This window comes from Aquimarina rhodophyticola, from assembly GCF_042434915.1.
GTDB lineage: Bacteria > Bacteroidota > Bacteroidia > Flavobacteriales > Flavobacteriaceae > Aquimarina.
In genome coordinates this window covers 1,317,424-1,343,291 of the sequence record NZ_CP170198.1, presented here as the reverse complement: position 1 = coordinate 1,343,291, position 25,868 = coordinate 1,317,424, and the positions used below count along the sequence as shown (strand labels likewise).

Here is a 25,868-nt window from a genome sequence, read left to right as displayed (position 1 = left end):
TATTATCATATGTTTTATTTGAGACTGGTTTTATTAATAAATTATTAAAATAAATATGAAAATTTTTTCTAGTCAACAAATGCATAGTATTGATTTGGCAACTTTAAAATCCCAAAAAATATCTTCGTTAGATTTGATAGAGCGTGCTGCTACGCAAGTTTTTAATAGTATACATGGCAAACTAAACGGAACCGATGTGGCATTTCATATTTTTTGTGGAATTGGGAATAATGGCGGTGATGGTTTAGTTCTTTCAAGATTATTGATAGAACATGGATATAAAGTAACTACCTACATTGTTAATTGTAGTGATAAAAGGTCAGAGAATTTTTTGAAAAACTATGATCGTTTGGTAGCGATGGATATACCATGGCCACTTCAACTACGCTCAGAAAAAGATTTTCCCAAACTCGAAGCTAATGATATGGTAGTGGATGCTATTTTTGGCATAGGTCTTAATCGCCCTATTGTATCATGGGTAATTAATTTGATTAAATATATTAATTCTAGTAATACTTTTGTGCTTTCTATAGATATTCCGTCAGGTTTGTACGCAGATAAAGCTCCAGACACAAAAGATGGTGTTATTAGAGCTGCTGTCACTTTTACTTTTCAAACGCCAAAACTGGTTTTCTTTCTTCCAGAAACAGCAAATTATACTCGCGATTTTGAAATTTTGGATATTGGATTGGATCAAAAAATTATTGAGGAGAGTAGGGCAGGGGCAGTGTTGCTTAGTAAAAATATGATATTATCCATGTACCAGCCCAGAGAAAAATTTAGTCATAAAGGAACCTATGGACATAGCCTTTTGGTAGGTGGGAGCTATGGCAAAATTGGAAGTATGATATTGGCAACCAAGGCAGCAATGCGCGTAGGAAGTGGATTGGCTACCGCATATATACCAGAGTGTGGATATACAGCATTACAAACCTCTGTACCTACAGCCATGGTTATAACAGATGATAATGATAATTATATTGAGGCAATAAATTATACTGTAAACGCGAATGCGATAGGCATTGGTATGGGTATGGGAACCCATAAAAAAACTATTATGGCATTTGGAAACCTTTTGAAAAAAATAAATGATCCGATAGTGATTGATGCCGATGCACTCAATAGTATCGCCAGTGAGAAAGAATTGGCGAATAGTATTCCCGCTGACTCAATTTTAACTCCGCATCCCAAAGAATTAGAGCGACTTATAGGAAAATGGAAAGATGATTTTGAAAAAATTGAAAAAGCAAAGCAATATTCAAAACGTTACAAATGTATTCTTGTTATTAAAGGAGCATTTACCTTGATTATAAATAATGACGATGTTTTTATTAATACAACTGGTAATCCAGGAATGGCTACTGGTGGTACGGGTGATGTTCTTACGGGTATGATTACAGGTTTGCTAGCACAAGGATATGCTTCTTTACAAGCCGCATTAATAGCTGTTTATTTACATGGACTTGCAGGTGATTTGAGTATTCAAAATACAGGATACCAAGGATTATTAGCAACCGATCTTGTTGAAAGTATTGGCAAGTCTTTTTTAAAATTGTTTGAAACTAAAAATTCCTCTAATTCGTAAGATTTAATTCAATAATTGTTTTATTTGTACAATGAAATTCATTTTTACTAGTTATATTAGATTGAGCAAAATAAAAAAAAGCAATAAGATGATAAAGATAAAAATGCTGACGTTAGTTATTATAGCTGGACTGTTACTTACAGGATGTTCAAAGGATGATGGTCCTGCTACAGAGGTATTAACAATTGAGACAATAGGGCTTAAGCCGCTTACTGGTGGTACATCATATCAAGGATGGTTAGTGGTAGATGGAGAAGCTAAGCCAACCGAACGATTTACTAATCCAGGAACTGTCAATCTTTCTGTAGTAGCTTCAGATTTGGAAGATGCTACTGAGTTTTTAATATCTATAGAACCTGTTAATGATACAGATCCCGAATCATCTGGAGCTATTATTTTAAAAGGAAAGTTTAATGGTACATCTGCACCTCTTGATTTTAGTTCGGTAGTGGCAGACTTATCGAATACTTCAGGACAATTTGTATTGTATACTCCTACAGATGAATCTAATGATAATGATGAATTTGGAGTGTGGTTTCAAACTGCAAACGGAGTAGGTTTAAATCTACCAGTATTGGGTAAAGGTTGGAAATACGAAGGATGGGTAGATTTTAATGGTAAGAAAGTGTCTACTGGAACTTTCTCTAAAGTAGATGCAATTGATGATGCCAACTTTTTCAAAGGATCTGGAGGTACGATCCCACCGTATCCAGGGGAAGATTTTTTAATTATTCCAAATCAAATACCGTTAACGGGAGTCACTTTTCCAGGAGAAGTAACAGGAAAAGAGGTGTTTATCACAATTGAACCTTTTCAAGATCGTGATCCTGCTCCATTTTTTATCAAACCCCTACGTGCTAATGCTAGCATTACAACTGGTCTTAATAATCCAGTAGAAATGAATTCGGATAATGCGGTGCCTTCTGGCAGAGTAACGCGTCCAAGTTTTTAATTATACTCAAGATAGTATAAAAACCTCGATCAGCTAAATGATCGAGGTTTTTTGCGTAGTCTATCGTCTAGGGTGATAGGTATTCATTACATCGGTAAGCATACGTCGATCCATGTGCATATAAATCTCTGTCGTAGTAATACTTTCATGACCTAACATTAACTGTATAGCACGTAAGTCTGCTCCGTTTTCTAAAAGATGTGTTGCGAAGGAATGCCTAAAGGTATGCGGACTAACCTGTTTTTCTATCCCGCTAATTTTTACCAATTTTTTAATAATTGTGAATATCATTGCTCTCGTGAGTTGTCTTCCTCTACGATTAAGAAATAAAGTATCCTCAAATCCAGGTTGGATAGCAACATGAGGACGTATCTCTATTCTGTAAATTTCGATATACTTTTTGGTTATTTCACTTATCGGAACAAAACGCTGTTTATTTCCCTTACCAGTAACACTAATAAAACCCTCTTTAAAAAACAGATTAGATAATTTAAGTTCTATTAATTCGCTAACGCGAAGTCCGCAACCGTATAAAGTTTCTAAAATAGCTCTATTACGTTCGCCAAGATCTGTCGACACATCAATGCAAGAAATTATGGTATCGATCTCTTTGACAGAAAGTGTATCGGGTAGTTTACGACCAACTTTGGGCGCTTCAAGTAATTCTGTTGGATTTGTATTTCGGTAATCTTCAAAAACTAAATAATTGAAAAAACTTTTTAAACCAGAAATAACTCTAGATTGAGATCTAGGATTTAGTGTTTTTGCTATCTCATAAACGAATTGTTGAACGGTTTCTTTTGAAATATTAACTGGTGAAACCCATATTTCATTATCATTTAAAAATTTCTGTAATTTTTGTAAATCTAAAACATAGCTAGTAATTGAATTTTGCGAAAGACCTCTTTCAATTCTCAAATAATTTGTATAATCAATTATAGCATGTTCCCAGTTCATTTTATTTAAAAATCAAATTTGAATTTTATACAAAGTTATAAATGTATTTTATTTAAATACCTTTGTATTCACTACAAAAAATAAAACGATGAAAATATTAATTCTCAATGGTCCTAACCTTAATTTATTAGGCAAAAGGGAAACCGCTATATATGGTCACCAATCCTTCGAAACTTTTTTTACAAAATTGCAATTTGATTTTAAAGATATCGAATTAGCATATCAACAATCAAATATTGAAGGAGAACTTATAACTCAAATTCAAAATGCAGATCAAGTGTTTGACGGTATTGTGCTAAACGCAGGTGCTTACACGCACACTTCAATTGCTATAGGAGATGCAATTAAATCCATTTCAATTCCTGTAGTAGAGGTTCATATCTCTAATACTTTTAATCGTGAAAGTTATAGACATACTTCGTTTATTTCACCTAATGCCAAAGGTATTATTATTGGTTTTGGACTCAAAAGCTACGTTTTAGGAATTCATAGTTTATTGGATACCTAAAGGCACGTTTAATATACTAAAAAGGTAGTATAGATAAGAGTAAATTAGAATGATTCTAGAATATTTAATTATACTATCAATATCTTAAGGTATATTTTTATATAATATTTTAAGTCAAATCATATCAAAAATACTTGCAATACTAGGGGAGAAATAATGAATTGTTTACCTTTAGACTAGGAAAAAATTAAAACCTATGATCCTTCCGCTCACGCTCTCAGAAAATGATGCAATTAAAGCCAATCTTGATTTTACTAACTTTATAGAGAAAGAGCCTGTTACGCTGCTTCTAGTTGTGGGTACTGGTGACGTTGCTATTCGTGCTGTCCAAAGGTGTACTATGCTAGTTAATTCTTCGGATATTTTTTATAAAGGAATTCGCGTGATTCATGCTCCCAATGTAGGATTGATTGAGGAAAAAATTCTTAGCTTAAAAATAAACCCTAGACTCAAGCCAATTAAAGCAGGAATGCTAGATACCTTAGTAATGCTTTCAATTTCAAATAAATTTAACAATATCACAGATTATATTTCTAAATACAAATTTGATAATCGTCCAGTTTATTACATCGATCGATTAATATTTAGAGCTATGGCTTATGATAAAGATTTAAATGGCTTATAATGAATCGTATTTTACAAAAATATTATATAATTTTTTTTGTTACTCCTTGGATGCTATTAAATGCACAAGTACAGGAATCTATGCTAACAATACAAGAAGTAGATCTAGATGGAAATTATTTGACTACTCAAAACGAAATACGTGAAGATTATATTGATAATAAAGTAGCCGACATTAATAGTACGTTACACATTAAAATAAAGTTAGAAGAATTGGTTCGTACGTTGAGTGAGTTAAAAATAGATGGATTGCCTATAGCTATGGAAAATAGAATAGCTAAACTTTCTACTGCGCTACAAGAAAGAAACAATGTTCTTTCACGTTTTAAAATTTTACTTGAAGAATATAACTATGAGCAATTTAAAGATGATAAATTCTTAAATGATCAATGGGTTAATACAATGCAACAATTAATAGCACCCGTCGAGGCACTAACCCAAGTCGATAATTTTATAGAAGAAGGTCCAGGGGGGTTTAGACCCGAAGATATTTATAATAGAACCTCCATACTTTTAGCTCGTATGCGATCTGAAGCTAAAATACAGGCAGAAGAAGAGGGCGTTTATCTACAATTGGGTGCGTGGTTAAATAGCGAGCGAGAACCGCTTCCATTGCATTTACCTGGTTTTGACCGTATAGCTCCCCAAGAATATTATGAAGTTGAAAGATGGCAGATTCTTCCAACGCCATCTCAAATAACTGCGCTAAAAAAATTGCAAGAAATAGCCTCTAAAAATAGGAGTCAAGACCTTTCTATTATTAGACAATTTGTACTAACAGAACTTAATAGAATTAAGGAGGTGCTCTTTTTGGATAGTAAGAAGTTATTTGAAAATCTAGAAATCGAACTTCAAAAACTGAGTGTTTCTAGCTATCAGGAAATCATCACTGATATAAAAAAATTAAGCATTGATATGGAATTGTTTCTTAAAACAATTGATCAAAAATTAAGTTTTTACGAAAACCTTAACTTGAATTCTCAAGCAGCTATTGTTGCTGTGCTTAAACAACTTGAAACGGATCTGTTATATATTACAGAGTTCGAAGGAAAGCGACTAATGTTTAAATTAGTTGATATTTATGAACGTGTCAAATTTTTATCTCAAAATACCGAGGATACCATACAAGTTGCACAAGAGTTAACGTTAATTATATCAAAATACACAACGTGGTTAGAAATAGTAAATCAAGATTCATTGTTCAAACATGTAAAAATTTTATTACAGGGGACTCTTGTGGATTTTGAAGCATTACAATTTTCAAATGATGTTTTAAAACTTATGTTAAGTGAACTACCTTCAAAAAGTAATTTGGATTTACATACGGTTGGACTAAGACAACAAGGCGATAGAGTTTTATTTAAGTTAGTGGTACTTTCTCCAAAAGAAGAAGTGTATGTCGAAAACAGAGAGATACATCTTTACAAAATTTTACCACATATCGAAGGTACCGTAGGTGTTATTTTTGCAGACCCACTGTCCCATACATCGGTTCAAACTCAATTTCAAATGGCTCCTTATTATAATATGTTGTTCAAAGGAATTTTTGATCAGGGATTACGAAGAAAATCGGTTGCCTATAATAAAATTTTTGACTGGGGGATAGGTTTACATATTTCTGCTCCTGATTTTGATGGGGATGATGTACCTGAGTTGGGAACAGGAATCGTAGTTTCTGCTTTACATGATTATTTACAAAGTGGAATAGCCATCAATGTATTCACAGGAGATCCTTATTGGTTTTTTGGTTTGAGGTTACCAGTACCTTCCTTTAGTATTTCAACGCTATCTAATTAGCATAAAAAAAGTCTGGTGAAATTACCAGACTTTTTCAAATTTCATATATGTTTTATGAATCTATCTATAAGTGAATTACTTCACCATAAGCATCTGCCGTAGCTTCCATAACCGCTTCGCTCATAGTTGGATGTGGATGTACTGCTTTTAATACCTCATGACCAGTGGTTTCCAGTTTTCTCCCTAATACTGCCTCTGCAATCATATCAGTAACTCCAGCGCCAATCATGTGACAACCTAGCCATTCACCATATTTTGCATCATAAATTACTTTTACAAACCCATCTTTTGTTCCCGCCGCACTGGCTTTACCAGACGCAGAAAATGGAAATTTACCTACTTTAATTTCATGTCCAGCTTCTTTTGCTTGCTTTTCGGTTAAACCAACACTAGCAATCTCTGGAGTGGCATAGGTGCAGCCTGGTATATTACCATAGTCCAAAGCTTCTACACTCATTCCCGCAATTTTTTCTACACAAATAATACCTTCAGCAGATGCTACGTGTGCCAACGCCGGCCCTGGTACAACATCACCTATGGCATATACTCCTGGGATGTTGGTTTGGTACCAATCATTAACTACAATCTTATCTCTATCGGTAGCAATACCAAGCTCTTCTAAACCGATACCTTCAATATTAGTTTTAATACCAACCGCAGACAGCACAATATCAGCTTCTAGTATTTCTTCTCCCTTTTTAGTTTTAACAGTTGCTTTAACACCATTGCCAGATGTATCAACACTCTCAACCGATGAGTTGGTCATTACTTTGATTCCAGCTTTTTTAAAGCTTCTCTCAAATTGTTTTGAAACCTCTTCGTCTTCTAGGGGAACCAAATTAGGTAAAAACTCTACAATTGTGACCTCTGTACCCATAGCGTTATAGAAATGAGCAAACTCGACCCCAATAGCTCCAGATCCAACAACAATCATTTTTTTAGGTTGCTCTTTTAAGCTCATTGCTTTACGATAGCCAATGACTTTGGTACCATCTTGAGGTAAATTAGGTAATTCACGGGATCGTGCACCAGTCGCTATAATGATATGTTTAGCTTCGTAATCGGTGGCTTTACCGTCATCAGTAGTAACAGTAACTTTAGAATTGGATTTTAATTTACCAAATCCATCAATCACGTCAATTTTATTCTTTTTCATTAAGAATTGAACACCTTTACTCATCCCATCAGCAACACCACGACTTCTATTAATCACTGCATCAAAATCTTTATCAAATTTCTCAATGGTTAATCCGTAGTCCGAAGCATGCTTTAGGTAATCGAATACTTGTGCACTTTTAAGTAATGCTTTTGTAGGAATACATCCCCAATTTAAACAAACACCACCAAGATTTTCTTTTTCGACTACTGCCGTTTTAAACCCTAATTGCGAAGCTCGAATAGCAGTCACATATCCTCCTGGACCGCTTCCTAGCACGATAATATCATATGCGCTCATAAATGTCAATTTTTTGAAGTGACGAATTTACGCATTATTGTTTGAACGTAAAAGCGAATTACCGAAGCATTGTGTGAATCTTATTTTGCAATATTGGTATAGTGATATCCAGAAACCAAGGGTTTTTTTGAATCCAAAAGCGATTTACTGGAGATGGATGGGGTAGTGGGAGGTAAGTAGGTAGATAACTCACGCAATTTTTTACGCGCTCAGTTAATGTTTTCTTATCATTAAGATAGTAGTCTTGCGCATACTTACCAATTAAAATTTTTAAAGGCTTAGAGGTCATTTTGGATAGCACTTGTTGGTGCCATAACGGAGCACATTCTGGCCTTGGCGGTAAATCACCAATTTTAGCTTTACCAGGATAACAAAACGCCATCGGAAAGATGGCGAAATTTTTGGTGTTATAAAATTGCTCTTCAGAGACGTTTAACCATGTTTTTAAGCGTTTACCCCCTGCATCATCCCAAGGGATACTTTTTAAATGTGCTACTCTACCAGGTGCTTGACTTATCAATAGTATTTTGGATGTAGTCTGTATATCTAGAATCGGATTAGCTCCTTGAGGTAAAAATTTTTCACAAACGGTACATTTGCGTATTGTTGAAAGTAGCTCTTCCATTTAATCTAATATTACAGGAGCTGTACCTTCGAGATCAAATTGAGATAATACACTATTAAGATCTCTTGTGTCGTTATTATTAGCAAACTCTGCAGGTACAATTACTATTCTAAAAATTTGGTCATCTGTAACAGTTGATTCCAAAGACCCAAAGTTAACATCGGTATCCAAAAATATAGCTACATCATTAACTGTGAAGTTATATTTATATTCGACAAATCCGCCAGTGTCAAAATAAAATATTCGAGGTAGAGGAGTCCAAACTTCAGCACCGTTTTTTATTTCTTCTCTTAAATACACTAAAGCTACATCTGAATCGAATACTTCAATATTCGCAGGGTAATCAAAGATTAATGTATAATCATTTGAATTATCAAAAGTGCCAATGCCTTCAAAAACCTGAGCCAAAATAGAAATACCAGGTTCTCCTTGGCGACCAGGCTCACCTGGAGGTCCTTGATCACCTTCACATGATACAAATACCATTGCCGCAATGCTCATCAATACAATAATTCTTTTCATAAATATAGTTTAGATTAATTTAGTATTTATTTTTTATCAAAGTTAATACTTACCGAATTTACACAATAGCGTTCCCCCGTTTTTGTTGGGCCATCATTAAAAACATGACCTAGGTGACTTCCACAGTTCGAACATAGTATTTCGGTACGTATCATGCCGTGAGACTTATCTTGTACATATTCAACAGCACCTTCTATGGGGGCATCAAAACTAGGCCAACCACATCCAGAATCAAACTTTGTAGAACTCTCAAATAAGGGTGCATCACACCCCATGCACTTATAGATACCGTTTTCAAAATGCATATTATATTCACCAGTAAAGGGACGTTCTGTTCCTTTTTGGCGTAGGACACGATATTGTTCTTGTGTAAGTTTATTTTTCCAATCTGTTTCAGATTTATTTATAGCATAACTACTCATACTTATTTTGTTGTTGGTTTAAATAGTAAGGCATCTCCATTAATACAATGACGCTTCCCAGTGGTATGGCTGGGTCCGTCTTCAAACATGTGGCCAAGATGGCCTCCACAAGTTCCGCAGACTAATTCAGTTCTAATATAACCCAATTTGCGATCAGTATCGTAACCAATATTGCCTTTGATACCTTGATCAAAACTTGGCCAACCTGTACCGCTATCAAATTTATGTTTTGTCTCATAAAGTGGCGTATTACAAGCAGCACAGTAAAATATACCAGCTTCTTTTACATTATTTAATGGACTTGAAAAAGGAGGTTCTGTTCCTTCTTGCCGCAATACATAATATTGTTCTTTCGTCAAAATTTCTTTCCATTCCTTATCAGATTTGACGATTTTAAATGTTTCTTTTTTGTTAACGCTTGTAGCTGTGTCTCTTTGTGCTTCAGTACTATTACAACTTAGAAATAGAGTGATCAACAAAAACAATAACCAGTTTTTCATAATAATTCTTTTCTTTTTTAGTCTCTTTGAAAGTAGAAACATTACATAGCATCATCAACAATTATTCCATAATAAAGTTTGAAATATCGTTGATTACGTTTTTATCACCTAAAATTTTACGATGCCCTAAGTTTTCTGTTAATAAGAGTGTACCTTTTTTTAGGTTGTCTGTAATCTCATAAGCACAGCTATAATGAACATCTACATCCTGTTTATCATGAATAACTAGAGTAGGAACTGTAACCCCTTTTGCAGAAACGGCTCCCGAATAATGATCCAAATCTTCTCCAAACCTCTTATCAAAATAGCGTTTTAACAAGACACCAACCTGCTTACTTAATTGCATGTTTTTGATAAAATTTTTGGTTATGGCTGTTATACTATTTGCTGTCCCAACTACAACTAATTTTTTAACTGGAAAACCGTTACTTGTAGCTTTAAGTAATGACATACCACCTAGAGAATGACCCACGGCTGCTTCAAAAGGACCGTGAGAAGTATTTAAATGATGTATAGTTTCAATAAAATGAGGCATCATAGTTCTTTTACCTGGTGATTGACCATGAGCAGGTGCATCAAAACTAACCGTACTATAGCCTAGTGTTAGTAATTTTTGAGCAAGTACAGATAATTGTGTTCCTGTGCCAGACCAGCCATGAACTAGTAATACTTTTTTATCCGATTCTCCATATGTATATACCATTACTTCTCTGCGAATAGCAGGAATTTTAATCAAAGTCCTCGTACTTTCATTAAACATATCTTTTTCTCTGTCTGGCATTTTGTAGGCAAAGGGAGTGAGAAAAAGTCTGGCGGCAAAACGAGAAGCTATTAATGGTGATAAGCGATTGAGCACTTTGCCTATTTTCAAAATATGTTTAGGGATCAATAAGGCTTGTACAGGAATGTTGTCGTTATTTCTTTTTGTCATAGATACGATTTATCAGAAGCTATAAATTTACATTTTCAATTTATATTTGTCACGAATTCGATAGAATTTATAGTTACTAATTATTTTTTTTTGAAAAAGAAACAGAAATCTTTTCTTTAAGCTTTGAAAGTGCTTAGTTTTGTACCTTATTTTTAAAATTGAGCAAATGCGGGGAAAACCCATGGAAATAGAAAAGAAAGAGCAAAAGGTTTTATATGATTATCAAGATCGGGATATCGATAAAATATTTTCTAGGCTTGATGAATTCCCAGAAAAATACAACTTATTGTATCAACTACCTACAGGGGGTGGAAAAACAGTTATTTTTTCGGAAATAGTAAGAAGGTATATTAAAACTACTCAAAAAAAGGTAGTTATCCTAACACATAGAATTGAGTTGTGTGCACAAACCTCTAATATGTTATCAGAGTTTGGAGTACATAATAAGATTATCAATAGTGATGTTAAAGAGCTGTACGATCAAGGAGACTATATGTGTTTTGTGGCAATGGTTGAGACTTTAAACAATCGTCTTAACGATGATAAGCTAGAAATTGGTGATATCGGAATGGTTATTATCGATGAAGCGCATTATAATTCATTTAGAAAATTATTTAAATATTTTGAGAATTGCTTCATTCTAGGTGTAACTGCTACACCTTTGAGTTCTAATATGAAGCTGCCTATGAAAGATAATTATCAAGAGCTAATTGTCGGTGATACGATAAGCGGATTGATAAGCAAAGGTTTCTTGGCTGAGCCAGTTACCTATACTCATAACGTTGGCTTGGGATCTTTAAAAATAGGAATGAACGGTGACTATACAGTAAAATCTTCAGAGGATTTGTATAGTAATGCTATGATGCAGGATAAATTGTTAGGTGCATACGAAGAAAAAGCAAAAGGTAAAAAGACGCTTATTTTTAATAATGGTATTAATACATCTATTCACGTGTATGATACCTTTGCTAGAAAAGGATATCCAATACGACACTTAGACAATACAAATAGTAAACAAGAAAGAACCGATATATTGGAATGGTTTAAAAATACAGATGATGCTATTCTTACATCAGTAAGTATTTTAACTACAGGTTTTGACGAACCTACTGTAGAGTGTGTCGTTCTCAATAGAGCGACTAAGTCTCTTACCCTATATTTTCAAATGATAGGTCGTGGGTCTCGTATTTTACCAGAGAAAAAGGAATTTACCATTATCGATATGGGGAATAATACTTCGCGATTTGGATTATGGAATGCAGAAATTGATTGGCAAACAATTTTTAGATCTCCAGATTTTTATTACGATAATTTAGTTAGTGATGAAGATATTGAGAGAAATTTTAAATATGTAATGCCCAAAGAAATTCGAGAAGAATTTGCTAATTCTACTGATATTGAGTTTGATATTGAAGAAGAGTATTCTAAGACAAAAAAATACAATTTACGTAGTAAAAGTGTTCTTGAAAATTCTATCGAGCAACATGCTAAAATGTGTGTAGAAAATAGCGAAGATGTTTTTGATGCAAGAATTTTAAGTCGACTACTTAACGATGATATTGAGTATCGTGTGAGACGCTACTCATATTGTATTAGTAAAAGCACCAAAAACTATCGTGACTGGTTACAAGAAGATTATAAGAGAAAATTGCGAACCAGAATTAATCAGTTGTTTGTGTAAGCTTTTGAAATTGGTTATATGGTTTGACCTTTATTGCAATCTTAAGTTAGTATAAAAAGAGAAAAGATCCTACAAATAGGATCTTTTCTCTTTTTATATCGTTTAGGCAAATCATAATGAATAAATAAACCATCAAATTTTTGCGGTTTTCAAACAATTATTATTAACTGTTTATCTGTATATTAGAAGTATCTAATAATTTAAATAAACACATATGAAAACTATTTTAAATTTAGACGGAGTAAAAAATTTAAGTAAAAAAGAACAAAGACAAGTTTTTGGAGCTGCAAGGTCGCGCTGTTGGCAAAGAGGTGCACAATGCTGTGTGAGTACTGCAAGTGGTGATTTTTGTGATGCGGGTCGCTGTAACTCCAATGGCTACTGCTTATACTATTAAGAGAAAAACCATAAGACATTAAGAAAACGGGACATAACAAGTTTCGTTTTTTTTTATTATAAATTGTGAAGATTATCAAAAATAGTATAATCTTGCGACCATGAATATTACGCCTTCAGTGTCTATAAATCGTATCGCCGTAAAATTAAAACCATCTGCAGAAAAGATGGTAAAAAGACGCCACCCTTGGGTGTTTGAGAACAGTATTATTAAACAAAGTATAGAGGGAAAGGCAGGCGATTTGGTTATCGTCTATGACTCAAAAAAGAATAAATTTTTGGCATGTGGTTTGTTAGATCCAGTATCGCCGATACGGGTTAAACTTATTCAGTTTGGTATCTCTAAGAAAATAGATGAAACATGGTTTAATGTTACTATACAGTCTGCTTTTGATAAAAGAAAAGAATTACTAGAGACCGATACCAATAGCTATCGCATAATATATGGAGAAAATGATAATATGCCAGGTTTTATTGCAGATGTCTATGCAGATGTTTTGGTTATAAAATTATATTCTCATATTTGGTTTCCTTACCTCAATACGATACTTCCTATTTTGATTGAAATTACCGGGGTCAAAAGCGTGGTATTGAGGATGAGTCGTTTATTGCAGAATACAGATAAAAGCTTTGGTTTAAAAGACGGACAAGTAGTTTATGGTACATTAGAGCATGAAGTAGTACTTTTTACCGAGCATGGAGTAAAATTTTCAGCCAATGTAATCTATGGTCATAAAACTGGATATTTTTTAGACCATAGGCACAATCGCAAACGAGTAGGGGAGTTGGCAAAGCATAAAAGCGTCTTAGATGTATTTTCTTATGCAGGAGGATTTTCGGTACACGCCTTAGTAGGTGGAGCAACCTCGGTTACTAGTTTAGATATTAGCAAGCAAGCATTAGTTTCTGCTCAAAATAATGCAAAGTTGAATAATCATTCTGGAACACATAACATACTGGCAGTTGATGCTTTTGAAGGTTTGGCTACCTTAATATCAAAAAAGTCAAAATTCGATATTGTCGTAATTGATCCACCATCTTTTGCTAAAAGGGAGAGTGAAGTAGGCGGTGCAAAACAAAGTTATCGAAGATTAGCTAAATTAGGAGTGCAATTAGTCAAATCGACGGGTATGTTAGTGTTAGCCTCTTGCTCTTCGAGAATTACTGCAATTGATTTTTTCGAAATTATAGAAAAGGAGTTATATCGATCAGGAAAGGATTTTACCATAATTGATAAAACATATCATGATAGTGATCATCCTATAACATTTACTGAAGGAGCCTATTTAAAATGTGGATATTATCGAATTAACTAATCTATTCACCAATATTTTAAAAGGTTAAATGAAAAAAAACATATAGCCTACTTAAATAAAAAAGAGACTGTTTCATAAAAACAGTCTCTTCTTAAATACTTTAAAATTTCTTAATTAGCAGAAACCAAAGAAAAGAATTCATCTAACTTTGGAAGTAAAATGATTCGTGTTCTACGGTTTTTTGCCATATTTTCTTTTGTATCATTCTCTGCAACCGGCTTATAGCTACTTCTACCAGAAGCTATTAACTTTGAAGGATCAATTTTATACTTATTTTGTAGTAAACGTGTGATCGATGTAGCTCTTTTTACACTTAGATCCCAATTATCCTCGATAGTATTAGTACGAATATTTCTTGAATCCGTATGGCCTTCTATCATAACTTCTAGATTAGGCTTAGAATTGATAATAGTAGCAAGGTTTGATAACAATGCATCTGCATCTTTGCTAACTCGGTAACTCCCAGTTTTGAATATCATTTTGTCTGAAATAGATATCATAACTACTGTGTTCTCAATATTAACAGTAATGTCATCATTGTTCTTCGCACTTTCGTCAAGTGAGTTTTTAAGAGTATGTGACACCGCTAGATTCATTGAATCTTTTAAAGTTTTAGCTTCGCTCAATTTTTGAGAATCAACGTTTTCAAGGATTTTGCGCATACCTTTTTTAGCATCGTTAGAAATAACCGTTACATTGTCAGCCATTTCCATTTTTTTATTGCCATTTTCGGTTAAAGAGTCAATTTTTGAATTGTAGTCTTCAACTCGAGCTTCAATTTTTGCATATTTTGCTTCAAGCTCTTCCTTTTCCACAGTTGTTTTTTGTAACGTATTTTTTGTGTTTTGTAAATCTTCTTCAACGGCAAGAAATTTTTTCTTGGATACGCAAGAAGTAGTCAATACGCTACCTAATAAAACAAGTGTTAAAATTTTGTTCATAATGATTTTGGTTAAATTAATTGTATTTTAATTAACCGCAAGATATGGGAATTATTGCGCAAATACTACAATATAATTTTAGGTAAAATCCAAAAAGAATGAGCATCCAATGATTCTGAGATTGTAAATTATACGCTCAAATCACTTAAAAAATACTTGTACTATTGATTTTTATGGCTTTACAGTATTATTACTATGGCTTATTAACAATAAATATCCATTCTGTAATAGATTAAAACTATTGTAAAATGAATATTTAATCAATAAGATGTATTAATTTTGCCCAATTATTATCAAATATTCTCTATGATAGCCCCAAGTTTATCTCCAAATGAATATGAACGTCAAAAAGCCGTCGATAAGTATAGGATGCTCGACAAGACTCCTAACTCTAGCTTTGATGCCTACACTTCGTTACTTAGTTATATTTGTAACACTCCTATTGCTCTGATTACACTATTGGATAATGAGCATAACTTTTTAAAATCTCATCATGGTATTAATTTTGATCTCGCTCCTAGAGAAACCTCTTTTTGCGGACATGCAATTTTAAGCGAGGCCCCGATAATGATTATCGAAGATGCACGTACAGATGCTCGATTTTATGATAACCCTTTAGTTACCGAACAAAATATTGTTTTTTATGCTGGAGTACCTCTTATAGATAAGGAAGGGTATAAATTGGGTACTTTGTGTGTTTTTGATTACAAACCACGAGTTTTGGATGAGCATCAAATTCGTGCAATCCAAACTATGGCAGCACAGGTAATGCAACTTTTTGAACAAAAATTAAAAAATAAGCAATTACAGAAGTTTCAAGAGCAATTGAAACTACGTAATCAAAATTTGGAAAAATTTGCTCGTGTGGTTTCACATGATTTAAAATCTCCCTTAGCAAATATTACTTCTTTAACAGAGCTTTTAGAAGTTGATAATGGAGACATTTTAAGTGAAGATTCTCTATTATATATTAAATATTTGAAAGCCTCTTCATCTGCGTTACGAGAATATATTGATGGACTCCTAGCTTTTTATAAAAGTGATAACATTTTAAAGCACAAGAAAGAAATCGTCTTGGTGAATGTGTTTTTTGACAGAATTGCAGAGCTCTCTGGTTTATCAGAAGAGGTAACATTTTCACTTCCAAATGTTTATTCAGAGATCTTAATTAATAAACCAGCCATGCAACAGGTTTTCCTAAACTTGGTTACCAATTCATATAAATACAATACCAAACGGGAGGTTAAAATTAATATAGATTTTGAAGTAGAAGAAGATTACTATAAGTTTATATTAGAGGATAATGGAAACGGAATTTCTCCAGAAGATCAAGAAAAAATATTTGAATTGTTTACCACACTTAATACGAATGATCGCCAAGGAAATTCGGGTAGTGGTATTGGATTGGCTACTGTCAAAAAGATCATTACAAATTTAGAAGGAACCATACGAATTGAATCTAAGGTCGATACAGGGAGTCGTTTTATTATCCTAATACCAGCAGAGTAAATTAAGTAGTAGTATTTAAATTTTTATGAATGAGTTCTAATAAATGATTTTTATCGTAAGGTTTTAAGATATAATCATTGAGTCCCGCTTGTATTATTTGTCGGTTTAACTGTGTGACATCGACTGCAGTTAGTGCTATAATAGGAGTTGCTTGATCAAATTCACGAATTCTTTTTGTTGTACCAATTCCATTTAATTTGGGCATGTTGATATCCATTAAAATAATATCATACGAATTATCTCGTACTAATGTGATGGCATCAAATCCGTTATCAATTGTGGTACACTCAAAGTTTTCATTAGATAAAATTTTATCGGCTACCAAAAGATTAAGTTTATTATCATCAACAACAAGTGCTTTTAACCTATCATTTTTTTGTGATTTTTGAACAACTGCAGCTTCAGTTTCTTGTGTGACTTTATTAAAAGTGACGGCAAAAGCGTACTCGGAACCCGAATAGCTACTGTCTTGTTTGATAATATCACTACCTAAAGCAGTAGCTAAACTTTTTACTATCGTAGAATTAAGGCCTGTACCTAAATATGATCTTTTTTCGGTTTCGATATTGGCAAATTCTTCGTAGATAGAATCTTCATCTTCTTTAGAAACTTCATTACCATCAAATCTAATGTTGAAAGAAATTGTAGTAGTATAATTATTCTCTTTAATCGTGTCTACAGTGAAAAGAACAATACCATTTTTGCTAAAACGTAAGGCATTACTTAGCAAATTCATCAAAATTTGAGTTAAAATAGCGGGATCACTCTCCAGTTGCTCTGGTATGGAATCATCAAATTTAAAATCTAAAGTATTATCACTATTTTCGGTAGCATAGCTAAATGAGTTAATTAAATTTACCATAGTTTCCTTTAAACTAAAGTAAGATTTTGTCAAGGTAAGCTCTTCAGAGTTTATGTAGTTTACTTGTAAAATATTATTTATAAGCGATAATAAATAATCTCCAGAAAATTTAAGAGATTTTAGATTATTATTGGTTTTAAGTTCGGGGTGCTCCTCGATGATCAGTCGGGTTAAACCCATCATACCGTATAAAGGAGTTCTTACTTCATGACTTAACGTAGAGATAAACTCTTGTTTCATTTTAGCTTGTTGTACAGCTCTTTGTTGAGAAATTTTCAGTTCTTTATTTCTTCGTTGTAAGGTTGCAATTTTTTTACCAGTATAGATTATTACAAGTATGAGAATAACAAGCAAAATACTACTAATAATAGAATATGTCATAAAATTGGTTTCAAAGTAGCAAAATAACATATATGGATTGACTCTCAAAAATATATTGCTATATTTTTTATAAGAACTTAATAAATAAGAATACAATATTCACTTACGAAGTTTATAAATATTTAATCACTAAATCAATATTGATTATCTTTGATAGTATGAAGAAGAAATTTTATTTAAACCGTTTAAATTCCGTATGGATTTTAACTATGCTAGTTTTTACAGGATATGCTCAAATAGATCGTAGCAAGCCTCGTACGCTGTCAAATCCCTTGGGTTCACCAACCAATTTGGGTAGTGGTCTTAATGCCAGCTCTTCTTCGTTGTTAAACGGTAGTACTTCTATGTCCAATTCGAATAAATTTACAGACTATGGTAGGGAGAAAGAACCTAAAAAATTGACAGGAGAAAATGATTTTTTTAAGGAAACTTATACGTTTACACCAAATTACCTGAAAAGAAAGGAAGATGAAGAAAATAGTGAGGGAATGGTAGTGCAATATCTCGGAGATTTTGGTAACAATGGTCGCTATGTTCAAATTGTTTATAGAGATTTTGGTAGTGTTGATGGGGATGTAATTCGTGTGTATCTTGATGACGATATTATTCGCAATAACGTATATTTAACAGGGGATTATAAAGGTCTCTTAATAGATCTTTTACCAGGATCTAACAAAATAGTGATTGAAGCATTAAATCAGGGTACCTCTGGTCCCAACACTGCTCAATTTAAAATTTTTGATGATTCGGGTGCTTTGATCACTTCTAATAAATGGAATTTACTAGCAGGCGGAAAGGCCACCTTGATCATTATTAAAGAGTAACTCTCAAGAATGTACAACCCGCTAGATTTTAAAAGAAATTTAAATATTACCTCAAAAGTAATTAACCTAAATAATTTTTTAGTATTCTATTTTTAGAACGATTACGCAGACGTCTAATTGCTTTTTCTCGTATTTGGCGAACCCGTTCTCTGCTAATATCAAAGGTTTGACCAATTTCTTCTAACGTCATTGCGGCTTGATTGTTAAGCCCAAAATTAAGCATAACAACATCTTTTTCTCTAGGTGAAAGAGTCTCTAGTGCTCGATCAATTTCAATTTTGAGGGACTCATGCATTAATTGATTATCTGGTTTTGGCATATCACCTGATTGCATAACATTATACATATTAAAATCATCCTCGCCTTCTTGAAAAGGCGCGTCCATAGATACACTTCGATTAGAATTTTTTAAAGACAGTTTTACTTTATTGATAGATGTTTGTAATTCCTTAGCAATTTCTTCAGCAGTTGGTTTTCGTTCATATTTTTGTTGTAAGTGACTCATTACTTTATTAATCTTAGTAATTTCACCAATTTTATTCAAGGGTAATCGAACGATTCTCGCTTGTTCTGCTATGGCTTGTAAAATGGATTGCCGTATCCACCAAACAGCATAGGATATGAATTTAAAGCCACGGGTTTCATCAAAGCGTTTGGCTGCTTTAACCAAACCTACGTTTCCCTCATTGATCAAATCTGATAAAGTTAATCCCTGATTTTGATATTGTTTGGCAACCGATATAACAAAACGTAAATTTGCTCTAGTAAGTTTGTTTAAAGCAGTTTGATCACCTCGTTGGATACGCTTGGCTAGTTCTACTTCTTCATCGGCAGTAATCATATCGATTTTACTTACATCTTGTAAATAACTAGTTAGCGATTTGGATTCTCTATTGGTAACTTGTTTTGTAATCTTGAGTTGTCTCATGTTTTTCCAAATATTTACTTATGAGCAATTAGATTACTCATTAATAAGTTAATAACCAAAACAATAACATAGTTTTGTGAGTTTATATATCGTTATGTATTTTTTTAGGATTTGATTAACATTTTACTCTTATGGTGATTACCTCGTTAAAAAAAACATATAATTATAGAAGGAAGTATAGAGAGTGTTTCGGTATAATGAATTTTATCAAGATTAGGTTTTTTACAAATAACTTGTAAAAATCGTCAGGAAAAAGTCGAGTAGTAGCTAATTATTATGAACAAGGTAATGACTTTTTGCATATTCCAAATGTAGTTTATTTATTAGATAGTGAAAGGAAAGAAAATTTGCAAAAATTGAATTTATAGACTAAATCTAGAGCTACTTTATGAATCGTATAAAGAGTTGTACGCTATGTATATGTATCAATCTTATGTAGTTGTAATAACGTGTGACTTATATAATAGTATGTAATGTGAATCCTGTGACAAGTTTGAGAGTGAATAATTTTCAAATGTATCATACTATGTTTAAAACAACTGTATAGATGACTATTTTGTATTTTAAATGATAAATTAAACCCTTGCCAGCGTTAATTTCTAGCAAGGATTTAGTTCACTTTATTTTGTAGGATACCAATCAAGTTGCGTCACCTTTATAGCTTGATTTTTAGAGTTAACCAACTTTTTAAATTTTTTGACATCGCTTAAACCATCAGTTCCGCGATAATGATATGGATATACATTCTTAGGCTTAAACTCTAATACAGCATCGGCAGCACTTTCTACGGTCATCGTATAAGGTAGATTCATGCATACAAAAGCGTGGTCTATATTTTTTAAATTGCGCATTTCTGGTATGTCTTCAGTATCACCCGAGAAATAAACTCGTTCTTCTCCTAAAGTGAGTACATACCCGTTACCTCTTCCTTTTTCATGAAACTTTAAAGCCTCTTTTCTCAAATTGTACATAGGTATGGCCTCAATAGATATACCCATCACATCTTTTGTTTCACCATTTGCTAATAGTAATAATTGATCTGTATATTCTGCAGGTAGTTTTTCGGCTACGGCTTGAGGAACAATCATTTTGGCTTTGCTTAGATCTAGACTCTTTAAAGTTTCGATATTCATATGATCTCCATGAATATCAGTAATTAATATTAAATCTGGTAAAGGAGCATTTTTAAAAGCATCTTTTCCCCCTGTAGGATCAATATAAATTGTCTTATCTTCAAATTGAACAACTGCTGTAGCATGTGAAATAGGGGTAAGTTTAAAGGAAGCCATATTCTCATCCACTAAATCTTCATAACTATCAGAAAGCTGTAATTCTGAAGAAGTCGCTGTAGATTCATTACTTTTTGTAGATGTTGTTTTTGGATTTTCTTTACATGCTACTACAAACACGATCAAAGCTGTAAAGTAATATTTGTAATTGATTTTCATAATACTTAATTTTTAGGGATCAAGATAAGTTATCTGGCAATCTCCAAAAAAATATTAAAGGAATATTAACTATCCCAAAGTAATTTACCTGCCATTGCGATTACCATAATTATCAAAAAAGTTTTAACCATACCATCTCCTTTTTTTACAGACCATCGGCTTGCAAACCAACCACCTGTTGCGTTTCCTACCGCAAGAATAATTCCGTACAAAAAGTTGATTTGATCGTTAAGAATAAAAACCAATAAGGCAGCAAGAGTATAGATAGCTACAACAAGACTTTTTATAGCATTTGACTTTACTAGATTGATTTGATTAATTGATGAAAGTACTAATAAGATAAAAATCCCTATTCCTGCTTGTATAAACCCTCCATAAATACCAATAAAAAAGAAAGCCAAGAGCGACCACCAAAAGTATTTTCCCGTAATTCTTTCAACTGTTTCTAATCCTAGTTTTTTGGGTTTAAAAACCATAAATAAAACAACTACAACCATTATTACAGCCAAGATCTTATTAAACGTTTCTCCTTTTATATCAATCGCAATCTTAGCGCCGAGTACAGATCCAATTAGTGCAGACAGTCCCATATAAATACCAAAATCTGGAGTACGAATGCCTTTACTTCTAAATCCTGCCACTGTAGTTACACCCTGAATTAAAATACCTATGCGATTGGTACCATTTGCAATTGCAGGGGGTAACCCCATAAAAATAAGTATGGGTAATGTTAAGAGAGAGCCGCCACCTGCTAGGGTATTAATAATACCAGCGATACAACCGACAATTAATAAAAGGCCTAACATGTAATATTCTTGCATTATAACAATGTATTTGCTTCAAAAATATGCAAAAGATTAGGTAAAATTCAATTAATAAGAAAAACACTTGGGTTATCATGGCTATCTGTTGTAGTTTTATATAGAATTAAATTATATCGCATATTAAAACAATAAGTCATTTTATTCCAATAATCGATACTTTAAAAGCCTATCGATTTAACATCTTTAAAGCAGATTTAATTGCGGGGATTACTGTAGGCGTCGTTTTGATTCCTCAAGCAATCGCGTATGCATTACTTATGGGAGTTCCTCCCATTTATGGATTATATACGTGCGTAATTCCTTTAATAGTTTACGCACTGTTAGGAACTTCAAGACAGTTAAGCATTGGTCCAGTAGCAATAACTGCTATTTTAATAATGAGCGGTATTAGTCAGATAGCAGTTCCTTTTTCAGACTCTTTTATCAACTTAGTCATTCTGACTGGGCTTTTAATCGGAATTTTACAAGTATTAATGAGTATCTTTAAAATGGGGTTTCTTACCAATCTAATTTCACAACCAGTTATCTCAGGCTTTATCTCTGCCGCAGCATTAATAATAATTGTATCACAAGTTAAAGCCGCCTTTGGGTTAACGATGCCAAGATATAGTCAAAGTTATGAGGTAATACTACATTTGGTTAGGCATGTAAAAGAAAGTAATCTCTATACCTTACTCATATTTTTGCTGGCATGTATAAGTATGGTAATACTTAAACGATGGAAAAAATCGTTTCCAGGAGCATTGATCGTACTTGTTTTGGGAGGTTTGGTTACATATGGTTTAAATCTAGATAGAAAAGGTGTAGCTGTTATAGGCGAGGTTCCCACGGGTTTACCTTCCTTTGTGATGCCAAATTTTGATTATCAAACTATTATAAGCCTTTTACCAACCGTTTTTACGGTTACACTTATAGGATTTATAGGAAGCATTGGTATTGCAAAATCTTTTGAGATGAAGAGCAGAGACCATACAGTACGTGCGAATCAAGAGTTGCTTGCTTTGGGTATTTCCAAGGTTATTGGTGCATTCTTTTTGGCTGTTCCATCTTCGGGTAGTTATAGTAGATCTGCGATTAACAATGAACAAGGAGCCAAAACAACCATTGCCTCATTGATTACCGTCGGGTTGATAATAGGTTCGTTACTGTTCTTAACTCCATTCTTCTTTTTTATACCCAAAAGTGTGTTAGCCGCAATTATAGTAGTCTCGGTTATTGGGTTGATCGATATTAAAGGAGCTGCTATTTTATTAAAGGTAAGACGAAGAGAATTTTTAATCATGCTAACTACATTTTTAAGTACGCTATTGCTAAGTATAGAAATAGGTGTGCTTATTGGAGTATTAGTATCATTTATTTTTATGATCTATTATAGTTCTAGACCGCATGTAGCAGAATTAGTGAACATTCCTGAAACTGAATACTATAGAAACCACAAACGTTTTCCTGAAGCATCAAAACATGAAAGCTATGCAATTTTAAGGTTTGATAATCAATTATTTTTTGGCAACACAGTATATTTTAAGGAAATTGTTTTGAATGTTCTAAGCCAACGTCAAATCAAGCCTAAGTATTTTATTTTGGATATGACTAACATGCATGATATTGACAGTACTGGATTACATGTTTTATACGACATTTACCATTACTTGTCAAGTAGTGATATACAATTATTGATAACTGGAGCGATAGGTCCTGTACGTGATTTTTTAAAACGCTCGGGTTTTACAGATCAGTTAGGTAGATATCATTATTTTATGACAATAACCGAGGCTGTCAATTTTGCCACACATCCAACTAGTCAACGTACAGAAAAGTTTGCGGCATTGCAATACAATACACAACGTTCTTTAATGGATTAACTATTGTTTTTCAAAAATATGGAAACGAACACCCATGCCATAATTTGTAAGACCCCGCTGTATTAAAGAATTTCCTTTGGTATATTCGGTGTCAAAACGTTGCCAAGTCCTGTTTTTGTAAAAAATTCTTCTTGTATACGTACGATATCCATCAATTTTTTCTGTAAAAGGTAGCAAAGGTCTAAAGGTAGTAGAAATCTTTACAAATCCTTTAGGAGTCTCAACTTCATGATATTTACGAGTATCTTGAAGATTTCCTTTAGAGTCTGTATACCCCAGTACTTGTATAGAGACAAAGATACCTTCAGCAGGGACGTATACATTATACTTGGAAATATCAAGTTCAAAATTAGCTTTATCTTTTTCAGTAATTCTAAAAATAATATCCTCATACATAAGGCGTGGTCCAGGAGCTCCATTCACACTACTATAAAATTGCATTTTAAATAATGTGGAGAACGACTGTACTTTACCTGAAGAACTTCTAGAAGCTTCCATTTTTACCGGAAGAGAAACGGATGCTATTTTAACTGGAACATTTGACGGTTTTGAAAAGTATACCCCAATTTCTGACTCAACCGTAGGGAGCCAACACTTAAAATAATCAGAGTGCACTTTTGAAGCAATTTTTTTAACCTTGTATTTTCTTTTTCTTTCACCCGTCAAATACACTTCCTGTAGTTGCGCTACATCTTGTTCCATGATCATAATAGGTGGCATAGTACGTGTGGCTACAATTTTATCTTTATAGCCAACTGCGGTAATATATAAAGTATCGATATCTTTATAACGGTCTGGCGAAAAGTTAAAAAAGCCTTTTGCATCAGCAAACATTCCATTTCCATTACCAAAAGAAATTGTAGCATAAGAAACCGCTTCTTTAAGAATAGGGTCGGTAAGTCGATAACGTTGACCATAACTCACCATTATGGTGCAAAAAAATATATAAATCGAGAATTTCATTGTAGTTTTTAGAGCATTAATTGTGCCGTGAATATATTAAAACGAAACAAAAGATAACAATAGTATCTCTAGTAAATCTCAATTTTTTATATATCAATGTTTGAGTGCACCGCCATAGCTATCAATATCGTAAGCTATAAATAGTACTGTATTCCTTATTTCGACGTTATAAAATAGTTGTAAGCCGTATCTTTATCCAAATGAAACAAGCAGTATATTTTATGATAATTAGTGCAATCTCTTTTACACTAATGAATCTTTTTATTAAGCATCTAGTTCATTTTAGTGCTGCACAATTGATTATGTTTCGTTCCTTTGGATCCTTAATATTTACAATGACCTATCTACACTATAAAAAAATAAATATTGTAGGCAACAAACACAAATTATTATTTTTAAGAGGACTGGCAGGTGTTAGTTCTATGGGGTTATTTTTTCTAGCTGTGCCTTATCTACCTATTGGAACGGCAGTTTCATTGCGCTATACCGCTCCTATATTTGCAACATTATTAGCTGTACTAATGTTACGGGAACGCATCGCACCTATACAGTGGTTGTTTATAATACTGGCTTTTGCAGGAGTGATAGTTATTAAAGGTTTTGATTCGAACATCAATTTGATAGGACTTACTTTAATATTGTGTTCTGCAATAGCCAGTAGTTTGGTGTATATTATTATAAATAAAATTGGCCATAGTGATCATCCTGTAGTAATAGTTAATTATTTTATGTGGATCTCTTTTCTTGTAGGTAGCAGTTTTAGCATTTTTTATTGGACCACTCCCATAGGTATAGAATGGTTGCTACTATTAAGTCTTGGTGTTTTTGGATATTTTGGTCAGTTATTTATGACCAAAGCTTTTCAGTCTCAAAAGACCAACAAGATTGTATCACTAAAATATATCGAAGTTATTAGTACTATGCTAGCAGGAGTTCTATGGTTTGGAGATCAATATTCTATAAGTAGTATGGTGGGTATTGGTATGATAATTACTGGACTTATTCTTAATATTTTTTATAAATCAAAATAATATTTAAGGTATATTAATATATA

At 33.1% G+C, this 25,868-nt stretch carries 25 protein-coding genes; 12 read left to right on the top strand and 13 right to left on the bottom strand.

Annotated features, from left to right (window positions below; all coding sequences use genetic code 11):
• Positions 1 to 55 precede the first annotated feature (55 nt).
• Positions 56 to 1,585 (top strand): NAD(P)H-hydrate dehydratase, encoded by a 1,530-nt coding sequence (locus ACE939_RS05980; protein WP_378187944.1) that lies wholly within the window; start codon positions 56 to 58, stop codon positions 1,583 to 1,585.
• A gap of 88 nt (positions 1,586 to 1,673) precedes the next feature.
• The gene (locus tag ACE939_RS05975; RefSeq protein WP_378187943.1) at positions 1,674 to 2,537 is read left to right on the top strand and encodes an anti-sigma factor; all 864 of its coding nucleotides are present in this window, start codon (positions 1,674 to 1,676) and stop codon (positions 2,535 to 2,537) included.
• Between the two features lie 60 nt (positions 2,538 to 2,597).
• Here the strand turns inward: ACE939_RS05975 and xerD are convergent, their stop codons facing one another.
• The gene (xerD, locus tag ACE939_RS05970; protein ID WP_378187942.1) at positions 2,598 to 3,494 is read right to left on the bottom strand and encodes a site-specific tyrosine recombinase XerD; all 897 of its coding nucleotides are present in this window, start codon (positions 3,492 to 3,494) and stop codon (positions 2,598 to 2,600) included.
• Positions 3,495 to 3,582: 88 nt separating this feature from the next.
• Between xerD and aroQ the strand changes: the two genes are divergently transcribed.
• From aroQ to ACE939_RS05955, 3 genes are all read left to right on the top strand, one after another.
• Positions 3,583 to 4,002, top strand: coding sequence for a type II 3-dehydroquinate dehydratase (gene aroQ / locus ACE939_RS05965; protein WP_378187941.1), 420 nt, complete (start codon positions 3,583 to 3,585; stop codon positions 4,000 to 4,002).
• Positions 4,003 to 4,198: 196 nt separating this feature from the next.
• A complete protein-coding gene (locus ACE939_RS05960; RefSeq protein WP_378187940.1) occupies positions 4,199 to 4,627 on the top strand; it encodes a hypothetical protein in 429 nt (142 codons plus the stop codon).
• A complete protein-coding gene (locus tag ACE939_RS05955) occupies positions 4,627 to 6,423 on the top strand; it encodes a hypothetical protein (RefSeq protein WP_378187939.1) in 1,797 nt (598 codons plus the stop codon). The genes ACE939_RS05960 and ACE939_RS05955 overlap by 1 nt, the downstream gene beginning before the upstream one ends.
• Before the next feature lie 64 nt (positions 6,424 to 6,487).
• Here the strand turns inward: ACE939_RS05955 and lpdA are convergent, their stop codons facing one another.
• From lpdA to ACE939_RS05925, 6 genes are all read right to left on the bottom strand, one after another.
• The gene (gene lpdA, locus ACE939_RS05950; RefSeq protein WP_378187938.1) at positions 6,488 to 7,879 is read right to left on the bottom strand and encodes a dihydrolipoyl dehydrogenase; all 1,392 of its coding nucleotides are present in this window, start codon (positions 7,877 to 7,879) and stop codon (positions 6,488 to 6,490) included.
• Between the two features lie 58 nt (positions 7,880 to 7,937).
• A complete protein-coding gene (locus ACE939_RS05945) occupies positions 7,938 to 8,504 on the bottom strand; it encodes a uracil-DNA glycosylase family protein (RefSeq protein WP_378187937.1) in 567 nt (188 codons plus the stop codon).
• A complete protein-coding gene (locus ACE939_RS05940; protein ID WP_378187936.1) occupies positions 8,505 to 9,026 on the bottom strand; it encodes a hypothetical protein in 522 nt (173 codons plus the stop codon).
• A gap of 26 nt (positions 9,027 to 9,052) precedes the next feature.
• Positions 9,053 to 9,448, bottom strand: coding sequence for a peptide-methionine (R)-S-oxide reductase MsrB (gene msrB, locus ACE939_RS05935; RefSeq protein WP_378187935.1), 396 nt, complete (start codon positions 9,446 to 9,448; stop codon positions 9,053 to 9,055).
• A 2-nt stretch (positions 9,449 to 9,450) separates the two neighbouring features.
• Positions 9,451 to 9,948 (bottom strand): peptide-methionine (R)-S-oxide reductase MsrB, encoded by a 498-nt coding sequence (msrB, locus tag ACE939_RS05930; RefSeq protein ID WP_378187934.1) that lies wholly within the window; start codon positions 9,946 to 9,948, stop codon positions 9,451 to 9,453.
• Positions 9,949 to 10,009: 61 nt separating this feature from the next.
• Entirely contained in the window at positions 10,010 to 10,879 is an 870-nt protein-coding gene (locus ACE939_RS05925; protein WP_378187933.1) for an alpha/beta hydrolase, read from the bottom strand.
• A 166-nt stretch (positions 10,880 to 11,045) separates the two neighbouring features.
• On the opposite strand from ACE939_RS05925, the gene ACE939_RS05920 reads away from it, so the two are divergent.
• The 3 genes from ACE939_RS05920 (at position 11,046) to ACE939_RS05910 (ending at position 14,272) form a co-directional block, all read left to right on the top strand.
• Positions 11,046 to 12,560, top strand: coding sequence for a DEAD/DEAH box helicase (locus tag ACE939_RS05920; protein WP_378187931.1), 1,515 nt, complete (start codon positions 11,046 to 11,048; stop codon positions 12,558 to 12,560).
• 214 nt (positions 12,561 to 12,774) lie between these two features.
• On the top strand, positions 12,775 to 12,957 hold the full coding sequence (locus ACE939_RS05915; protein ID WP_378187930.1) for a hypothetical protein: 183 nt from the start codon (positions 12,775 to 12,777) through the stop codon (positions 12,955 to 12,957).
• Positions 12,958 to 13,057: 100 nt separating this feature from the next.
• The gene (locus ACE939_RS05910; RefSeq protein WP_378187929.1) at positions 13,058 to 14,272 is read left to right on the top strand and encodes a class I SAM-dependent rRNA methyltransferase; all 1,215 of its coding nucleotides are present in this window, start codon (positions 13,058 to 13,060) and stop codon (positions 14,270 to 14,272) included.
• Positions 14,273 to 14,382: 110 nt separating this feature from the next.
• Here ACE939_RS05910 and ACE939_RS05905 read toward each other — a convergent pair whose 3' ends face one another.
• On the bottom strand, positions 14,383 to 15,213 hold the full coding sequence (locus ACE939_RS05905) for a flagellar motor protein MotB (RefSeq protein WP_378187928.1): 831 nt from the start codon (positions 15,211 to 15,213) through the stop codon (positions 14,383 to 14,385).
• 306 nt (positions 15,214 to 15,519) lie between these two features.
• Between ACE939_RS05905 and ACE939_RS05900 the strand changes: the two genes are divergently transcribed.
• The gene (locus tag ACE939_RS05900; RefSeq protein WP_378187927.1) at positions 15,520 to 16,722 is read left to right on the top strand and encodes an ATP-binding protein; all 1,203 of its coding nucleotides are present in this window, start codon (positions 15,520 to 15,522) and stop codon (positions 16,720 to 16,722) included.
• A 1-nt stretch (position 16,723) separates the two neighbouring features.
• Here the strand turns inward: ACE939_RS05900 and ACE939_RS05895 are convergent, their stop codons facing one another.
• A complete protein-coding gene (locus tag ACE939_RS05895) occupies positions 16,724 to 17,965 on the bottom strand; it encodes a response regulator (RefSeq protein WP_378187926.1) in 1,242 nt (413 codons plus the stop codon).
• A 158-nt stretch (positions 17,966 to 18,123) separates the two neighbouring features.
• Here ACE939_RS05895 and ACE939_RS05890 point away from each other — a divergent pair, with 158 nt between their 5' ends.
• Positions 18,124 to 18,789 (top strand): hypothetical protein, encoded by a 666-nt coding sequence (locus ACE939_RS05890; protein WP_378187925.1) that lies wholly within the window; start codon positions 18,124 to 18,126, stop codon positions 18,787 to 18,789.
• Between the two features lie 61 nt (positions 18,790 to 18,850).
• Here the strand turns inward: ACE939_RS05890 and ACE939_RS05885 are convergent, their stop codons facing one another.
• The 3 genes from ACE939_RS05885 to ACE939_RS05875 all read right to left on the bottom strand — a co-directional run bounded on the left by ACE939_RS05885 (position 18,851) and on the right by ACE939_RS05875 (position 21,986).
• A complete protein-coding gene (locus ACE939_RS05885) occupies positions 18,851 to 19,717 on the bottom strand; it encodes an RNA polymerase sigma factor RpoD/SigA (protein ID WP_378187924.1) in 867 nt (288 codons plus the stop codon).
• Between the two features lie 620 nt (positions 19,718 to 20,337).
• Entirely contained in the window at positions 20,338 to 21,165 is an 828-nt protein-coding gene (locus ACE939_RS05880; protein ID WP_378187923.1) for an MBL fold metallo-hydrolase, read from the bottom strand.
• Positions 21,166 to 21,230: 65 nt separating this feature from the next.
• On the bottom strand, positions 21,231 to 21,986 hold the full coding sequence (locus tag ACE939_RS05875) for a sulfite exporter TauE/SafE family protein (protein WP_378187922.1): 756 nt from the start codon (positions 21,984 to 21,986) through the stop codon (positions 21,231 to 21,233).
• Between the two features lie 110 nt (positions 21,987 to 22,096).
• Between ACE939_RS05875 and ACE939_RS05870 the strand changes: the two genes are divergently transcribed.
• The gene (locus tag ACE939_RS05870) at positions 22,097 to 23,851 is read left to right on the top strand and encodes a SulP family inorganic anion transporter (protein WP_378188418.1); all 1,755 of its coding nucleotides are present in this window, start codon (positions 22,097 to 22,099) and stop codon (positions 23,849 to 23,851) included.
• Here ACE939_RS05870 and ACE939_RS05865 read toward each other — a convergent pair whose 3' ends face one another.
• A complete protein-coding gene (locus ACE939_RS05865; protein ID WP_378187920.1) occupies positions 23,852 to 24,814 on the bottom strand; it encodes a hypothetical protein in 963 nt (320 codons plus the stop codon). It abuts the gene before it with no gap.
• A gap of 200 nt (positions 24,815 to 25,014) precedes the next feature.
• On the opposite strand from ACE939_RS05865, the gene ACE939_RS05860 reads away from it, so the two are divergent.
• Positions 25,015 to 25,845 (top strand): DMT family transporter, encoded by an 831-nt coding sequence (locus ACE939_RS05860; RefSeq protein ID WP_378187919.1) that lies wholly within the window; start codon positions 25,015 to 25,017, stop codon positions 25,843 to 25,845.
• The last annotated feature ends 23 nt before the right edge of the window (positions 25,846 to 25,868 follow it).

What these genes read in the sequence shown, in the direction of transcription:
- ACE939_RS05980 (WP_378187944.1), top strand. Translation starts at nt 56, where the DNA reads ATGAAAATTTTTTCTAGTCAACAAATGCATAGTATTGATTTGGCAACT.
- ACE939_RS05975 (WP_378187943.1), top strand. Translation starts at nt 1,674, where the DNA reads ATGATAAAGATAAAAATGCTGACGTTAGTTATTATAGCTGGACTGTTA.
- xerD (WP_378187942.1), bottom strand. Translation starts at nt 3,494, where the DNA reads ATGAACTGGGAACATGCTATAATTGATTATACAAATTATTTGAGAATT.
- aroQ (WP_378187941.1), top strand. Translation starts at nt 3,583, where the DNA reads ATGAAAATATTAATTCTCAATGGTCCTAACCTTAATTTATTAGGCAAA.
- ACE939_RS05960 (WP_378187940.1), top strand. Translation starts at nt 4,199, where the DNA reads ATGATCCTTCCGCTCACGCTCTCAGAAAATGATGCAATTAAAGCCAAT.
- ACE939_RS05955 (WP_378187939.1), top strand. Translation starts at nt 4,627, where the DNA reads ATGAATCGTATTTTACAAAAATATTATATAATTTTTTTTGTTACTCCT.
- lpdA (WP_378187938.1), bottom strand. Translation starts at nt 7,879, where the DNA reads ATGAGCGCATATGATATTATCGTGCTAGGAAGCGGTCCAGGAGGATAT.
- ACE939_RS05945 (WP_378187937.1), bottom strand. Translation starts at nt 8,504, where the DNA reads ATGGAAGAGCTACTTTCAACAATACGCAAATGTACCGTTTGTGAAAAA.
- ACE939_RS05940 (WP_378187936.1), bottom strand. Translation starts at nt 9,026, where the DNA reads ATGAAAAGAATTATTGTATTGATGAGCATTGCGGCAATGGTATTTGTA.
- msrB (WP_378187935.1), bottom strand. Translation starts at nt 9,448, where the DNA reads ATGAGTAGTTATGCTATAAATAAATCTGAAACAGATTGGAAAAATAAA.
- msrB (WP_378187934.1), bottom strand. Translation starts at nt 9,948, where the DNA reads ATGAAAAACTGGTTATTGTTTTTGTTGATCACTCTATTTCTAAGTTGT.
- ACE939_RS05925 (WP_378187933.1), bottom strand. Translation starts at nt 10,879, where the DNA reads ATGACAAAAAGAAATAACGACAACATTCCTGTACAAGCCTTATTGATC.
- ACE939_RS05920 (WP_378187931.1), top strand. Translation starts at nt 11,046, where the DNA reads ATGCGGGGAAAACCCATGGAAATAGAAAAGAAAGAGCAAAAGGTTTTA.
- ACE939_RS05915 (WP_378187930.1), top strand. Translation starts at nt 12,775, where the DNA reads ATGAAAACTATTTTAAATTTAGACGGAGTAAAAAATTTAAGTAAAAAA.
- ACE939_RS05910 (WP_378187929.1), top strand. Translation starts at nt 13,058, where the DNA reads ATGAATATTACGCCTTCAGTGTCTATAAATCGTATCGCCGTAAAATTA.
- ACE939_RS05905 (WP_378187928.1), bottom strand. Translation starts at nt 15,213, where the DNA reads ATGAACAAAATTTTAACACTTGTTTTATTAGGTAGCGTATTGACTACT.
- ACE939_RS05900 (WP_378187927.1), top strand. Translation starts at nt 15,520, where the DNA reads ATGATAGCCCCAAGTTTATCTCCAAATGAATATGAACGTCAAAAAGCC.
- ACE939_RS05895 (WP_378187926.1), bottom strand. Translation starts at nt 17,965, where the DNA reads ATGACATATTCTATTATTAGTAGTATTTTGCTTGTTATTCTCATACTT.
- ACE939_RS05890 (WP_378187925.1), top strand. Translation starts at nt 18,124, where the DNA reads ATGAAGAAGAAATTTTATTTAAACCGTTTAAATTCCGTATGGATTTTA.
- ACE939_RS05885 (WP_378187924.1), bottom strand. Translation starts at nt 19,717, where the DNA reads ATGAGACAACTCAAGATTACAAAACAAGTTACCAATAGAGAATCCAAA.
- ACE939_RS05880 (WP_378187923.1), bottom strand. Translation starts at nt 21,165, where the DNA reads ATGAAAATCAATTACAAATATTACTTTACAGCTTTGATCGTGTTTGTA.
- ACE939_RS05875 (WP_378187922.1), bottom strand. Translation starts at nt 21,986, where the DNA reads ATGCAAGAATATTACATGTTAGGCCTTTTATTAATTGTCGGTTGTATC.
- ACE939_RS05865 (WP_378187920.1), bottom strand. Translation starts at nt 24,814, where the DNA reads ATGAAATTCTCGATTTATATATTTTTTTGCACCATAATGGTGAGTTAT.
- ACE939_RS05860 (WP_378187919.1), top strand. Translation starts at nt 25,015, where the DNA reads ATGAAACAAGCAGTATATTTTATGATAATTAGTGCAATCTCTTTTACA.